This is a genomic window from Bradyrhizobium sp. AUGA SZCCT0431, from assembly GCF_018131065.1.
GTDB lineage: Bacteria > Pseudomonadota > Alphaproteobacteria > Rhizobiales > Xanthobacteraceae > Bradyrhizobium.
Genome location: NZ_JAFCLR010000004.1, coordinates 48,327 through 62,145 on the forward strand (window position 1 = coordinate 48,327; position 13,819 = coordinate 62,145).

At 62.9% G+C, this 13,819-nt stretch carries 13 protein-coding genes; 12 read left to right on the forward strand and 1 reads right to left on the reverse strand.

Annotated features, from left to right (window positions below; all coding sequences use genetic code 11):
• Window positions 1-92: 92 nt before the first annotated feature.
• The 7 genes from JQ567_RS04670 to JQ567_RS04700 are packed head-to-tail and all read left to right on the forward strand — an operon-like array spanning window position 93 to window position 7,485.
• On the forward strand, window positions 93-1,430 hold the full coding sequence (locus tag JQ567_RS04670; RefSeq protein ID WP_312017347.1) for an extracellular solute-binding protein: 1,338 nt from the start codon (window positions 93-95) through the stop codon (window positions 1,428-1,430).
• Window positions 1,427-2,500, forward strand: a complete 1,074-nt coding sequence (locus JQ567_RS04675) for an ABC transporter permease subunit (protein WP_212437706.1) — start codon at window positions 1,427-1,429, stop codon at window positions 2,498-2,500. The genes JQ567_RS04670 and JQ567_RS04675 overlap by 4 nt, the downstream gene beginning before the upstream one ends.
• A gap of 4 nt (window positions 2,501-2,504) precedes the next feature.
• Complete coding sequence (locus JQ567_RS04680; protein WP_212437707.1) at window positions 2,505-3,425, forward strand: ABC transporter permease subunit; 921 nt, start codon at window positions 2,505-2,507, stop codon at window positions 3,423-3,425.
• Between the two features lie 10 nt (window positions 3,426-3,435).
• Window positions 3,436-4,197 carry a glycerophosphodiester phosphodiesterase family protein gene (locus JQ567_RS04685; RefSeq protein WP_212437708.1) on the forward strand — a complete coding sequence of 254 codons (762 nt, stop codon included), beginning with the start codon at window positions 3,436-3,438 and terminating at the stop codon, window positions 4,195-4,197.
• Complete coding sequence (locus JQ567_RS04690) at window positions 4,194-5,735, forward strand: alkaline phosphatase (protein ID WP_212437709.1); 1,542 nt, start codon at window positions 4,194-4,196, stop codon at window positions 5,733-5,735. Before JQ567_RS04685 ends, JQ567_RS04690 begins: the two co-directional genes overlap by 4 nt.
• Complete coding sequence (locus JQ567_RS04695; protein ID WP_212437710.1) at window positions 5,735-6,541, forward strand: inositol monophosphatase; 807 nt, start codon at window positions 5,735-5,737, stop codon at window positions 6,539-6,541. Before JQ567_RS04690 ends, JQ567_RS04695 begins: the two co-directional genes overlap by 1 nt.
• Complete coding sequence (locus JQ567_RS04700) at window positions 6,538-7,485, forward strand: sugar-binding transcriptional regulator (RefSeq protein WP_212269141.1); 948 nt, start codon at window positions 6,538-6,540, stop codon at window positions 7,483-7,485. Before JQ567_RS04695 ends, JQ567_RS04700 begins: the two co-directional genes overlap by 4 nt.
• A 308-nt stretch (window positions 7,486-7,793) precedes the next feature.
• On the opposite strand, the gene JQ567_RS04705 is transcribed toward JQ567_RS04700, so the two are convergent.
• A complete protein-coding gene (locus JQ567_RS04705) occupies window positions 7,794-8,486 on the reverse strand; it encodes an SDR family NAD(P)-dependent oxidoreductase (protein ID WP_212437711.1) in 693 nt (230 codons plus the stop codon).
• 259 nt (window positions 8,487-8,745) lie between these two features.
• Between JQ567_RS04705 and JQ567_RS04710 the strand changes: the two genes are divergently transcribed.
• The 5 genes from JQ567_RS04710 (at window position 8,746) to JQ567_RS04730 (ending at window position 13,819) form a co-directional block, all read left to right on the forward strand.
• Window positions 8,746-9,546 carry an SDR family oxidoreductase gene (locus tag JQ567_RS04710; protein WP_212437712.1) on the forward strand — a complete coding sequence of 267 codons (801 nt, stop codon included), beginning with the start codon at window positions 8,746-8,748 and terminating at the stop codon, window positions 9,544-9,546.
• 15 nt (window positions 9,547-9,561) lie between these two features.
• Window positions 9,562-10,764, forward strand: coding sequence for a pyridoxal phosphate-dependent aminotransferase (locus tag JQ567_RS04715; RefSeq protein WP_212437713.1), 1,203 nt, complete (start codon window positions 9,562-9,564; stop codon window positions 10,762-10,764).
• 238 nt (window positions 10,765-11,002) lie between these two features.
• Window positions 11,003-11,923 carry an ABC transporter permease gene (locus tag JQ567_RS04720; protein WP_212437714.1) on the forward strand — a complete coding sequence of 307 codons (921 nt, stop codon included), beginning with the start codon at window positions 11,003-11,005 and terminating at the stop codon, window positions 11,921-11,923.
• On the forward strand, window positions 11,923-12,726 hold the full coding sequence (locus tag JQ567_RS04725) for an ABC transporter permease (RefSeq protein ID WP_212437715.1): 804 nt from the start codon (window positions 11,923-11,925) through the stop codon (window positions 12,724-12,726). Before JQ567_RS04720 ends, JQ567_RS04725 begins: the two co-directional genes overlap by 1 nt.
• A 28-nt stretch (window positions 12,727-12,754) precedes the next feature.
• On the forward strand, window positions 12,755-13,819 hold the full coding sequence (locus tag JQ567_RS04730) for an extracellular solute-binding protein (RefSeq protein WP_249165246.1): 1,065 nt from the start codon (window positions 12,755-12,757) through the stop codon (window positions 13,817-13,819).

Consider the following 13,819-nt stretch of genomic DNA (forward strand, 5'->3'; position numbering starts at 1 on the left):
TCAAAGCGACACATATGTCATTATAGAAATACAAATGATCGAAGCCGGGTTTTGAAGCGCCGGCTCACTGGACCGCTGAGGGAGGGTCACCCGTGAAGAAGATTGCATTCATTGCGGCATTGTTCGGGGTTTTGGCGTCGGCCGCGCCCGCTCAGGCGGCGCGTGTCGAGGTGCAATGGTGGCACGCCATGAGCGGCGTACTGGGCGAACGGCTCAACGAACTGGTCGAGAAATTCAACGCATCGCAGGATAAATATACCGTCGTGGCGGTCGCCAAAGGCAATTACGACGAAGTGACCAATGGCGTGATCGCGGCCTATCGTGCCAAGCGGCCGCCGGAAATGGTGCAGATCGCCGAACGTGGCTACATGACCATGCTGCTGTCGGGCGCCGTGGTGCCAGTGCAGGAACTTCTGGACCAGAAGGGCTACAAGGTCGACTTCTCCGACTTCATCAAGCCGGTGGCGAGTTTCTGGAGCTACAAGGGCCGCATGTCGGCGATGCCCTTCAACTCCTCGACGCCGATCTTCTGGTACAACAAGGACCACTTCCAGAAGGCCGGCTTCGATAAGCCGGCTGCAACCTGGCAGGAGCTGGAGACACAGCTCTACGCCATCAAGGCCAAGGGCGTCAGTGAGTGTGGCACGGTGCTGCCGGGCGACTTCTTCTGGAGCCTGCTGGAAAACTACAGCGCCATCAACAACCAGCCCTACGGTACGCTCGCCAACGGCTTCGACGGACTTGGCACTGAATTCGTCTACAACAAGACCAAGGTGGTCTCGCAAGTCGCGCGCCTGAAAAAATGGCTCGACGATGGCGTCCTGCAGATTGCCGGCCAGGGCTTTAGCCCGGAACAGCTGTTCACCTCCGGACGCTGCTCGACCTTCGTCAATTCGACCGCGTCGCACGGCAATATCGAACGCAACGCCAAGATCAACTGGAGCGCCACCTTCCTGCCGCACGAGAGCGATATCAATCCTCCGCTCAACAGCACCATTGGCGGTGGCGCCATCTGGGTGATGAAGGGGCACACGCCGGAACGCTACGACGCGGTCGCGGCCTTCCTCGATTTCGTTGCGCAGGCGGAGACGCAGGTATGGTGGCATGGCGTCACCGGATATGTCCCGGCGACCAACAAGGCCTATGCGCTGGCGCGCGAGCGCGGCTATTATAAGGAGCATCCGACACGCGAGATCGCGGTGCTGCAACTCTCGCGCGGCACGCCCAACGACAATTCGCGCGGCTTCCGCTTTGGCAATTTCGTGCAGACGATGCTGGCGCAGCGCAGCGAGGTGGAAGCGGTGTTCACCGGCCAGAAGCAGCCGCAGCAGGCGATGGATGACGCCGTCAAGCGCGGCAACGAGATCCTGCGCCAGTTCGAGAAGCTCAACGCCGGAAAAGGCACCGAGTGGGCCCCCGAGGCGAAATGAAGGCAAGTGCGCCGATCGCAACTTCGCCGATCTGGCCGGAAGCGCCGGCAGAGCCACTTTCCGGCTTGGCCAGATCGCAGCACAAGTCGCCCGGCGAAACTGCCGCCGGGCGTAGCGCGGTGACGGAACGGGCCGGTAAGGCGCGGGCGCCCAAGCGCGGCCAGCCTGATCGGGAACCCGGACTGAAGCGAGCGAATTTCGGCCGCGGCGCCGGCCTGCCGACGCTATTGCTGCTGCCGCAGGTGTTGATCCTGGTGTTCTTCTTCTTCATCCCGTCGCTTCGGGCGCTGACGCAGTCCGTCCTGTTGAGCGATCCGTTCGGCACCACCGTCCATTTCGTGTGGTTCGACAACTTCAAGGCGCTGTTTGCGAGCGGCGAGTATCGCCAATCGCTGGTGACGACGGCCTGGTTCACGGTGGCGCAGAACGTGATTACGCTGGCGATTGCCGTCGTGCTGGCATTCGCCACCGACCGGGTGGTGCGAGCGCGATCGGTCTACCGGACTCTCATTCTGCTGCCCTATGCGATCGCGCCCGCGATTGCCGGCATCCTGTGGGCGTTCCTGTTCAATCCGGTCGTTGGGCCGCTCGCACACATGTTGCACGCGCTCGGGATTTCCTGGGATCCCAATCGCAATCCGAACGACGCGCTGTGGCTCGTGATCATGGCGGCGTCATGGAAGCACATCTGCTACGACTACATCTTCCTGGTGGTCGGCCTGTTGGCGGTGCCGGTCTCGCTGATGGAAGCCGCCGCCGTCGACGGCGCCGGGCCGATCCGGCGGTTCTTTCTCATCGCGCTGCCGATGCTCGGGCCGACCATCTTCTTTCTCGCCGTGATGAATTTTATCTACGGCTTCTTCGAAACCTTCGCGATCATCGATGCTGTCACCCATGGCGGGCCGGCCGGCGCGACCAACATCCTGGTCTACAAGGTCTTCGTCGATGGCTTCATCAACCTCGACCTCGGCTCCTCGGCGGCGCAGTCGGTGCTGTTGATGACCTTCGCGCTGATATGCACGCTGCTACAATTCCGCTATTTCGACCACAAGGTCAATTACGGGGTCTGACCGCATGGTGGAGCGCGCACCCATCCTCGATATGATCTGCCACGCGATCCTGATCGCCGGCGCGATGTTGGTGTGCGTGCCGCTCTACTTCGCGTTCGTCGCGGGCTCGCTGACGATCGCCGAGGTGCAGAAGGTGCCGCTGCCGTGGCTGCCGGGCGACCAGTTTTTTGCCAATCTGCAGACGGCCTGGGTCAAGGCCGACTTCAGCCGCAGCTTTCTCAGTTCCATTGTGGTGGCACTCGGCATCACTGCCGGAAAGATCGTGGTGTCCTTGCTCTCCGCCTTCGCCATCACCTATTTCCGCTTCCGTTACCGGATGCTGGCGTTCTGGTTGATCTTCATGTCGCTGATGCTGCCGATCGAGGTGCGGATCGTGCCGACGTTCGAGGCGGTGGCGAACGCCGCGCTGCCGCTGCAGTGGCTCGCCGATATGCTGCATGTTGCCGATCTCTGGAAATGGATCAGCGGCCACGATGTGGCGATCGCGCTGGAATGGAACATGGTCAACACCTATCCGGGGCTGATCCTGCCGCTGATCGCGTCCGCCACTGCGACCTTCCTGTTCCGACAGTTCTTCCTCACCGTGCCGGATGAGTTGTGCGAGGCGGCAAGGCTCGATGGCGCGTCCCCGCTGCGATTCTTCTGGAGCATCCTGCTGCCGCTGTCGGTCTCGAACATCGTCGCGCTCGCGATCATCCTGTTCCTGTTCGGCTGGAACCAGTATCTGTGGCCGCTGCTGTTCACCACCGACAAGGACATGGCGACCGCCGTGATCGCGCTGAAGAATCTGATCCCGCGCGCCGACAGCGAGCCGGCCTGGAACATCGCCATGAGCGGCGCGCTGCTCGCGATGCTGCCGCCGACGCTGGTGATTCTGCTGTTGCAGCGCTGGTTCCTCAAAGGGCTCGTTGACAGCAGTAAATAGGGGACCCATCATGGTTTTTATCGCCGGACACCGCGGCGCCCGCGACCTTTGGCCGGAGAACAGTCTGCTCGGCTTTCGCAATCTGCGCGGACTTGGCGTCGACGCGGTCGAGTTCGATATTCATCAGAGCGTCGATGGTTCGCTGGTCGTCATCCACGATCCGCTGCTCGATCGCACCGCGCATGACACCGGGCCGGTCGGCATTCGGACGCTGAAACAATTGACCGCCATCCGTCTGCGCGAGGCCGGCGAAGAATGCATCCCGACGCTCGATGCCGTGCTCGACGTGTTCCGCGATTCACCGCTCGAGCTTCACATCGAAATCAAGACCGACGCCTTCGGCAATCCCTATCCGGGAATCGAAGGGCGCCTCATCGAGGCGGTCAAACGGCGCGGGCTGGAGCGGCGCGCGGTGCTCACCTGCTTTGTCCCTGACGTGATCGCGACGTTGCGGAGGCTGTCGCCGCAGGCGCGGGTGCTGGCCTCGCTGGACCGCAGGTCGGCGGAAATGATGGGCGGCATCTCGCCGGCGTTCGACCGTCTCGCCGCGATACCCGATTGCATCGTGGCGGTCGAGAAGTCGCTGCTGACGCTGACGCTGCCGCTGGCGCTGAAAGTCTTCGGCCGCGAGCGGCTCGGTGCCTGGGTGACGAACGAGCCGCAGGATATCGCCCACTGGCTCGCCCAGCCGGTGCGGCAGATCACCACCGACCGGCCCGATCTCGCCGTGAATATCAGGCGCGAACTGGCGTCCGCGTCTGTGCCGTCATGAGCGGCATCACGATCCCGCGCCGGCGATTCCTCGCAGGCTCATTGGCCAGTGCCGCGATGGCCGCGCCATTCGGGATCGTGCGCGGTGCGCCGGTGGCGTTCAACGCGGACCCATACACGCTCGGCGTAGCCTCCGGCTGCCCGCGCGAGGACCGCGTCATTCTGTGGACACGGCTCGCGCCCCGACCGCTCGAAGAGGGCGGCATGCCGCCTGCGCCGGTCGAGGTCGAGTGGCAGGTCGCGGAGGATGAAGGATTTACGCGCATCGCCACGAAGGGCGTCGTGCAGGCGACGGTGGAGCTCGCGCATTCGGTGCATGCCGAGGCAACAGGCCTGCGGCCGGGCCGCGTCTACTGGTACCGGTTTCGCGCCGGTGCGGCGGTGAGCCCGGTCGGGCGTACCCGCACCGCGCCGGCCGGGGGCAACAGCCGCTTCCGCTTCGCCTTTGCCTCCTGCCAGCAGTACGAGCAGGGCTATTTCGCCGCGTATCGCGACATGGCGGCGCGCGATCTCGATCTTGTCGTGCATCTCGGCGATTACATCTACGAAAAGTCCTGGGGCTCGCGTCACGTCCGCCAGCACGGCGTCGGGATTCCGACGACGCTTGCCGAGTTCCGCAATCGCTACGCACTCTACAAATCCGACGCCGACCTGCAGGCGGCGCACGCCGCGTTTGCCTGGCTGTCGATCTGGGACGACCACGAGGTGGCGGATGATTACGCCAATGACCGCTCCTACACGACGCGCGATCCGGAGCAGTTCATGAAAATCCGCGCTGCCGCCTATCAGGCCTATTACGAGCATATGCCGTTGCCGCCATCCGCCCGTCCGCTTGGACCGAATGCGACCATCTACGAGCATTATCGTTTCGGCGACATGCTGGACATCATGCTGCTCGACGACCGGCAGTATCGCGCCGCGCCAGCCTGTGTGAAGGGAGGGCGCCCGACCACGGTGCCGGACTGTCCGGAACGAACCGAGGAGGAACGCTCCATGCTCGGCCGGCCGCAGGAGCAGTGGCTCGACGCACGATTGCGCGACAGCCGCGGGCGCTGGACCGTGGTGGCGCAGCAGACGCTGATGGCCGAAAGCAAGCGCAAGGCGGACGATGGCAACCGCTTCTGGATGGATGGCTGGGACGGCTACCCCAATGCCCGCCGCCGGCTGCTCGATTCGATCGTGTCGCACAAATTGCGCAACCCGGTCGTCATCGGCGGCGACCGCCACGCTTACGTTGCCGCCGACCTCAAGCGCGATTATTCGCAGCCGCATGAAGCGACGATGGCGACCGAATTCGTCGGCACCTCGATCTCTTCCGAGGGGCCGAGCGAGAGCAGCGTGGCCAAGGCGCTCGCCGACAATCCGGGCTTGACGTATGCGCGGGGCGACAAGCGTGGCTATGCGACCGTCGAACTCGATGCGCGATCCTGCAAGGTCGGTTTCGAGGCGCTCGACGATGTCAAGGACGTGAACAGCGGTGTGCGCCGGCTCGCGACCTTCGTGGTCGAGGATGGTGCGCCCGGCGTGAAGGCAGCCTGATGCCGATATCCGCCAGGACGGATTTGATGGCGTTGATGCGTGGCGCCGAGCCGGTGGTGGCGGAGGCGGCTGCGACGCTGGTCGCGATGCAGCGCGCGCCGCTTGCGACGGCACGCAAGGAACTACGTGACATCGTCACCGACGCCGACCTTGCCGCGGAAAGGATCGTGATCGATGGACTGAGGTCGCTGACACCAGGGGCGGCGATCCTGTCGGAGGAGCGGGGTTTTAGCGGCAACACAAGCGGACCGCGCTGGATCGTCGACCCGCTGGACGGCACCGTGAACTACGCCTCCGGGCTGCCGTGGTATTCGGTCAGCGCGGCCTACCATGATGGCGATGAGGCGCTGGTCGGCCTGGTTCAATCGCCGCTGGCCGATGTCTGCGCCCGCTACGTGCACGGCGCGCTTGCCACCGTGAACGGTGAACCCGTGCGGGTGTCGAGCACGCGGTCGCTTTCCGATGCGGTGGTATCGGTGATCCTGACATCGCATTATCAACCCGACGAGGTGCGGACGGCCGCTGCCATCATCGAGCGGCTCGGCTCGGCGGTTCGCGGCGTCCGCATCGTGGTCTCGGGCGCGCTCGAGATGACATGGATCGCGGCCGGCCGGCTCGACGCCTTCGTGTCGATCAAGGCCGATCTCGTCTCGCACGCTGCGGCGATGCCGCTGGTGCGCGCAGCAGGCGGACGCGTGACCACGATTGCGGGCGAGGCTTCGCAGTTTGACGATTTGCAAAAGATCGCTTCAAATGGTCACGTTCATGACGAGCTTTTGCGGTTGCTCGAGGAGATTGCGCTTTGAGTGACCAGACCATCCTGCGGGTCGCCTGGCTCTATTACATGGAGAACCTGACCCAGGCCGAGATCGGCGAGCGGCTCGGACTGACGCGGGCGCGCGTCAACCGCATGCTCTCGGAGGCGCGGCACAGCGGCATCGTGAGTATCAGGCTGAACTCGGCGTTCGCAAGCTGTACCGAGCTCGAACATCAGTTGCGCCAGCAATGCGGGCTCGACGACGCGGTGGTGATCCCGAGTCCGGAAAATCCCGAACTGGTGGCAAGCCTGATCGGAATGGCCGCGGGAGCCTATTTGTCGAAATTCCTGGAAGAGAAGAAGCCACGCACCATCGGCATCGGCTGGGGTGCGACCTTGCGCGAAACCATCCGCCATGTGACGCCCGCGGAATATCCGGATCTCTGGATCGTCTCGATGATGGGCGGGCTCTCACGCGGGCTCGAACTCAACACTTTCGAGATCGCAGGCGAACTGGCGCGCCGGCTGCACGCCAAGTGCAGCTATCTGGCGGCCCCGATCTATGCCAGCAGCCGGCGCTCGCGTGACACCTTCATGGCACAGGAGGTCTACGCGGAGGTGTTGGACCGCGTCGAGCGGATCGATCTTGCGCTGCTCAGCATGGGCGACCTCTCGCCGCGTTCGCTCCTGGTGCGGCACGGGCTGCCGCCCGATGTCGGCATCGAGGATCTGCGCGCTGCCGGCGCCGTCGGTGACGTGCTCGGCCAATATCTCGAGCAGTCTGGCCGGCAGATCAACCACGGCATCAATTCGCGCGCCATCGCCTTGCCGATCGAGAAGCTGGCGCGGGCGCCGACCGTGATGCTGATCGCGGGCGGCACCAACAAGGTGCCGGTCATCGCGGCGGCGCTGCAGGGGCGGATCGGCAAAGTGCTGGTGACGGATGAGAAGGCCGCCGCCGGCGCGCTCAAGCTGATCGGCAAGCGGCGGTGAGCATGTTTGAGCAAGATAAGCTATTGAAGTATCAAGACCATCTCTTTTCTGTCGCGCCCATGATGGATTGGAACGAGTGCTTAGCTCTTCCAAGTAGTTTGAGGGGGGCGGCGTGTGCACGATGTGTGCACCGGGAGATCAATGAAAATCCAGAAGCAACCATCGAGAGCAGGCTGAATTGAGCGCTTCGGCGTCGGCTACGGGGCCATGTTTCTATCGGCTGAGCGATCTGGTTCGACAGGCCGCGAATTTGAATCCGGTCATGTGCCAGTGCTACGCGCGGCCCAATTCCAACGGTCGATATATCGCTATAGCATCGGTTCGAACTGGCAGTGGACCAGCAGTTCGGAGAGCGATGCGTTATTCGGCAGCATAAGGACCGTTTCGACCAGGCGTGCGATGTCGCCCGGCTGGCTCATCTCGTGACGGGGGATCTCGTCGTCGTTCAGCGTCATGTCGGTCGCCACATAGCCCGGGCATACGACGGTGGCGCGGATACCCGCGGCGCGTCCCTCGCGCCTCAAGCCATGGGTCAGCGCGACCACCGCGAACTTGGTCATCGCGTAGCCGACGTTGGATCCGACGCGCCTTCCGGAGAGCGAACCCAGATTGACCACGCGGCCGTGACCGCAGACCGACAGGTGGGGGAGCGCCGCCCGGATCATGCGCAGGGGGCCCTTGACGTTGATCCGCCACATCTCTTCGAGTTCATCCTCGCCCTCGTCGGAGACGAGAACTTTGGGATTGATGCCGGCGGCATTGACGAGGGCGTCGACGCCGCCCCATCGCGCGACCGTCGCCCTGACCCACGAGATCGGGCTCGCTGCGTCCTCGGCGTCATAGCGATGCGTCATCAGCCTCTCGGTCTGCTGGAGGCGATCTGGATCGCGAAGTCCGGCGGACACCCGGAAACCCGATGCCAGAAGTCGATCGACGACGGCGCGTCCAATGCCGCGCGAGGCACCCGAGACCATGACGATGCGATCGTCGACGTTCAACATTGGTTTGTCTCCTGGCCCGAGCGGTTAGGTCATGGCGGTTCGCTGCGACGGTAGAGGGACGAGGTCGGGGGAGGGTAAGAGAAATTCATTCTGCCCGCATCCGTCGCTCTTATGGCGAGCCTGACGATACGGCGGAGTTATTGGCGGTGCTTATGAGGGCAGAGCGAATCCGTCCTATGCGCGCGTGATCGCACGTTCGTATTGTTGCGCCGCTGCGGCCTGGTGAACTGCTTCACTGGACCGCAATGGAGCCGTGCGGATGGCATTTTCGGACTATCGAACGGCGCTGGTCACGGGTGCATCCTCAGGCATCGGGGCGGCGACGGTCCGCCGCCTCCGTGCGGAGGGGCTCGAGGTACGTGCGGCAGGGCGCGATGCGGGCCGGCTGAAGGCTCTGTCGGCCGAGACCGGATGCCGGATACACGCGGTGGACTTGAGCGACCTGGACGCGCTGGCGGGGCTGGCGAAGTCGGCCGAGTTCGACGTCCTGGTCAACAACGCAGGCCAATCCCGGCGCGGCACCATGCTGGACACGGCGTCCGAAGACGTCGATATCCTGATCGACATCAATTTGCGGGCCGTGCTGCATCTCACGCGGCTGATCGTGCCTGGCATGGCGAGCCGGGACCGCGGCCACGTCGTCAACGTCTCCTCCATCGCGGGCCATTACGCCTTTGGCGAAAATGCGACGACGTTCAATTCGTCCGTCGCCTATCACGCGACCAAGGCGGGTATTCATTCGCTGTCGCAGCAATTACGGGTCGATCTCTATGGCACCAGGGTGCGCGTCACCGAGGTCTCGCCTGGGCGCGTCGCGACCAATATTTTCCAGAACCCGAACGTCGCGGACGGTGAGAGCGCGCGTTTCGTCGGACAATTCGAGACGCTCCAATCGGAAGACATCGTCGACGCCATCACCTTCGTGATCGGATCGCCGCTGCGCATGAACGTGGCGATGCTTGAGGTTGTGCCGACCTTTCAGGTCGTGGGCGAATTGAGATTTGCAAGCCGATCGGGAACTAGGCCGGGCCGAGGCGCCCACGACGGGCGGCACAGATGAGGAATGGAGCGAACGATGCTTGAACTTGCAACCCGTCTCAAGAACGTCAAGGTTTCCGCTTCGGCGGCGATGACGGACAAGGCGCGCGAGCTTCGTGCCGAGGGCGTCAAGATCGTCAGCCTGTCGTCTGGCGAGCCCGACTTCCCCACACCGGCACATGCGATCGAGGCCGCGCATCAGGCGGCGCTGGCGGGAGACACCAAATATCCGTTGCAGCCGGGGACGGTCGCCTTGAGGTCCGCCGTCCAGCGCAAGTTCAAGCGCGAGAACAATCTGGATTACGGGCTCGACGAGATCCTGGTCGCCAATGGCGGCAAGCAGATCATCTTCAACGCGCTGTTCGCCACCTGCAATCCGGGTGACGAGGTCGTCATTCCCGCGCCGGGCTGGATCACCTACGCCGACATCGTCGTTCTCGCCGAGGCGACCCCCGTTGCCGTGGCCTGTCCGGAGAATAATCAGTTCAAGCTTCGGCCGACGGACCTGGACGCGGCGATCACGCCCAGGACCAAGTGGTTGATCCTGAATTTCCCGAACAATCCGACCGGTGCGGCGTGTACGCGCGCCGAGATGCGGGCGATCGCCGACGTCCTGCTGAAGCACCCGGATGTCTGGATCCTCACCGACGACATCTATGAACACCTTACCTATGATGGTTTTGAGTTCTGTACCATCGCCGAGGTTGAACCGGCGCTGAAATCCCGCGTGCTGACCGTCAACGGCGCGTCCAAGGCTTACGCGATGACCGGCTGGCGCGTAGGCTATTGCGGTGGCCCGAAGAAATTGATCGCGGCGATGAACAACGTCCACGGTCAGGCAACGGGTCCGATCTGCACCCTGAGCCAGGCAGCGGCGACCGCGGTTCTCGACGGCCCGCAGGACCTTCTAAAGGAGCGCGCGGACGTCTATCGCGACAGGCGCGACCTGGTGGTCAAGCTCCTGAACCGGATTCCCGGCATCACGTGCCATAAACCCGAGGGCGCGTTCTACGTCTTTCCGAACATCGCCGGCTGTATCGGCAAGACCACCGAAGGAGGGCGGCGGCTGGAAACCGACGCCGATTTCATCGCGGCTCTGCTGGAAGAACAACATGTCGCCGCCGTTCATGGGGGGGCCTACGGCATGAGCCCGTATTTCCGGATTTCCTACGCGACCGATACCGAAACCCTGAAGGAGGGTTTGCGGCGGATCGCGAGCTTCTGCGAAGGTCTGAGTTGATCGGGACTGCAAAGGCAATGGGCAATTCTCCGTCATAGACGCTGTCGTTTTAATCGCCGATGGCGCCCGAAGGGCAGGGCTCGGGCTCGCGCTCCAAATCCAGACGCAGGTCTCGTGAAACCATAAGGGTTCGCGATGGCCCTAAACGAAGACGGTCTTGGTCCTGTAAGATGTCGCCACCTAGTCTTGGCAGATGGAGGGGTAGGCTTTGGGATCGCACAGTCGAGGACGGCCAGCGATGACCACCAGCGATGCTGCGGTGGCTCTTTCAGATTCAGCTACCCGGCAGGGATCGCGGTGGCGTCCGCAGCTGTCTGCCGGATATCTGGCAATCCCGATGCTGGTCTTCCTGACGTATTTCTTCTTCTATCCGGCGATAGGATTGCTGTTTTCGAGCATCCAGACCCAAAACAGCAAGGGGATCATTGGCCCCCCGTTCACGCTGGCGCATTACGCGCGGCTGATCGACGTCGATCTGTATGCCCGGGTGTTCTGGAATACGCTGCGGATCAGCGTGATCACCTCGCTGCTTGCCACCGTGCTGGCCTATCCGGTCGCGCTGGTGATGGTCAAGAGCCGCCCGCTCATCACGCGGATCATTACACTCATTGTCATCGCGCCCTTGATCGTCAGTGTCGTCGTGCGCGGTTACGGATGGCAGCTGATTCTTCAAAACGGCCCCAAGGGGATGTTGAACTGGATTCTGATGACGCTGCACATCACCGATGCGCCGCTGTCGATCCTTTATACCGAAACAGCCGTCATCATCGGATCGTTGCACGTCTTCTTCCCGATGATGGTGCTGCCGCTGGCGTCGGCACTGGGCAAGATCGATCCGAATCTGGAAGACGCCGCCCGCATGCTCGGCGCTCCCTGGTGGAAGGTGTTCCTTCGGGTGACGTTGCCGCTGAGCATGCCGGGGTTCGTCGCGGGGTTCACGCTGGTGTTTTCGCTGACGGCGGGATCTTTCGTCATTCCGGCGATCCTGGGCGGCGCCTCCGCGATCATGCTCGGAAACCTGATCGAGCAACAGATCTTCGTCGTCTATGATTGGCCATTCGGCGCTGCGATCGCGCTCGTTCTGGTCGGCGTCGTGTTTGCGGTGAATGGCTTTTCGATGTGGCTTCTCGAGGGCCGCCGGCTTCGGAGGGCCACCTGATGGACGAGCGCTTCTCAGGGGTCGGTGCCTGGATCCTCTATGCGATCACCGCCGCCATGATGGTCTTCATCATGGCACCGCTGCTCCTCGTCATGGCGGTGTCGGTCTCCGACTCCTATTTTGTGACCTTCCCGCCGCAGGGCTTCACCCTCAAATGGTATGCCAAGGTGCTGCAGGACCGCGACTTCATTGACGCGATGCGACTGAGCATCCTGCTGGCGCTCGCCACGACGGCGGGCTCGCTCCTGTTCGGTGTCCCGGCCGCCTTCGCCCTGGTGCGAGGGAACTTCCCCGGCATCGCGGCGATCAAGGGCTTCCTGCTTTCTCCGCTCATCTTTCCTGCGCTGGTGACCGGCTTGGCCCTGCTCCAGGTTCTGTCGAAACTTGGATCCCAGGATGCAAGGCTGAATCTCCTGATCGGCCATATTGTGGTGACGTCGCCGTACGTCATCCGCACGGTCGTCACCAGCCTCCAGCTGGTCGACGAGAACCTGGAGGACGCCGCGCGAACGCTCGGCGCCGGCCGGCTGCGGACCTTCTGGCGCGTGACGCTGCCGCAGATCGCGTCCGGGGTCGCGGCAGGCGGGCTGTTCGCTTTCATGGTGTCCTTCGACAATTATCCGGTCACGATGTGGCTGGCGAATTCCGAACACTCGCCCGTGCCGCTGGTTCTGATGCGGCAACTCGTCAACGTCTTTGATCCCTCTGTTCCCGCGATGTCGACGATCATCATTCTGATGGCGCTGGTGGGCGTTCTGCTGCTCGAGAAGTTGGTGGGCCTTCGCCGTGCGCTGGCTACCTAGTGTGTCTTGCAAACTGGAGATTGGAACCATGAAACTGACGCGTAGGACTCTCATCAAGGCCGGCGCAGCCGCGGTTGCCTTCCCGACGATCATCAGCCGGGCGTCGGCGCAGGACGTCAAGCAACTGCATGTCGGCGTGTACAATTCGGCCCTGGGAAGGCTGGTTCAAAAGGAAGTCATTCCCAAGTTCGAGGCCGAGTTCAAATGCCGCGTCTTCACCATCGAAGGGGCGACGCTCTCGAACATCGCCGCCCTGCGCGCGACGCGTGATGCGCCGCGATTCAGCGTCATGATGATGGACGATGTCGGCATACCGCAGGCCAAGCAGGAAGGCTTGATCGACAAGCTCGACCCCAACAAGATTCCCAACCTGGAGAAGGTGTACAAGCGCTATGTCTTCGAGGACGGCTACGGCGTTGGTTTTTCGATCTCAAGCGCGGCGCTGTTCATAAATCCGCAGGTAACGAAGCCGATCGAGAGCTATCAGCAGATTTTCGATGCGAAGTATCGCAAGCAGATTCTGTTGAACACGCCGAAGAACACGCAGAGCGTCCTGATGCTTATCGTGGCGACGGCGCTCGTGACGGGAAAGCCGCTCAAGGAAGCCCAATACCTGGTCGACGCCGGTTGGGACAAACTCACGCTGCTCAAGCCCAATGTTCTCACCATCTACGACAGCGAGGCGCAGGTCCTGCAGGTTGCGCAGGGCCAGGCGACGATCGGCGGCATCGAGTATTCGAAGGCGATATATCCTCACACTGCCAAGGGCTTGCCGCTCGACATGACCTTCCCCAAGGAAGGCGCATTCACGGGCATCAACAGTATGACGCTGGCAAAGAATGCGCCGGAGCCGGAATTGGGGGCAGCGTTCATCAATCGCATATTGGAGCCGTCGGTCGCCAAGATGTTGTCCGAGCAGACCCTCAGCGCGCCTTCGGTCGCCGGCATCGACTTCAAGCCGGAGACCGCGAAGTTCCTCGCGTATCCCGATACCAAGGCGACGGATCTCGGGCTCTTCACCCCGGACTGGAATTTCATCGTTCCGCGCCGCGGTCCTTGGCTTGAGCGTTACAATCAGGTGTTCACGAGCTGA

What these genes read in the sequence shown, in the direction of transcription:
- JQ567_RS04675 (WP_212437706.1), top strand. Translation starts at nt 1,427, where the DNA reads ATGAAGGCAAGTGCGCCGATCGCAACTTCGCCGATCTGGCCGGAAGCG.
- JQ567_RS04680 (WP_212437707.1), top strand. Translation starts at nt 2,505, where the DNA reads ATGGTGGAGCGCGCACCCATCCTCGATATGATCTGCCACGCGATCCTG.
- JQ567_RS04685 (WP_212437708.1), top strand. Translation starts at nt 3,436, where the DNA reads ATGGTTTTTATCGCCGGACACCGCGGCGCCCGCGACCTTTGGCCGGAG.
- JQ567_RS04690 (WP_212437709.1), top strand. Translation starts at nt 4,194, where the DNA reads ATGAGCGGCATCACGATCCCGCGCCGGCGATTCCTCGCAGGCTCATTG.
- JQ567_RS04695 (WP_212437710.1), top strand. Translation starts at nt 5,735, where the DNA reads ATGCCGATATCCGCCAGGACGGATTTGATGGCGTTGATGCGTGGCGCC.
- JQ567_RS04705 (WP_212437711.1), bottom strand. Translation starts at nt 8,486, where the DNA reads ATGTTGAACGTCGACGATCGCATCGTCATGGTCTCGGGTGCCTCGCGC.
- JQ567_RS04710 (WP_212437712.1), top strand. Translation starts at nt 8,746, where the DNA reads ATGGCATTTTCGGACTATCGAACGGCGCTGGTCACGGGTGCATCCTCA.
- JQ567_RS04715 (WP_212437713.1), top strand. Translation starts at nt 9,562, where the DNA reads ATGCTTGAACTTGCAACCCGTCTCAAGAACGTCAAGGTTTCCGCTTCG.
- JQ567_RS04720 (WP_212437714.1), top strand. Translation starts at nt 11,003, where the DNA reads ATGACCACCAGCGATGCTGCGGTGGCTCTTTCAGATTCAGCTACCCGG.
- JQ567_RS04725 (WP_212437715.1), top strand. Translation starts at nt 11,923, where the DNA reads ATGGACGAGCGCTTCTCAGGGGTCGGTGCCTGGATCCTCTATGCGATC.
- JQ567_RS04730 (WP_249165246.1), top strand. Translation starts at nt 12,755, where the DNA reads ATGAAACTGACGCGTAGGACTCTCATCAAGGCCGGCGCAGCCGCGGTT.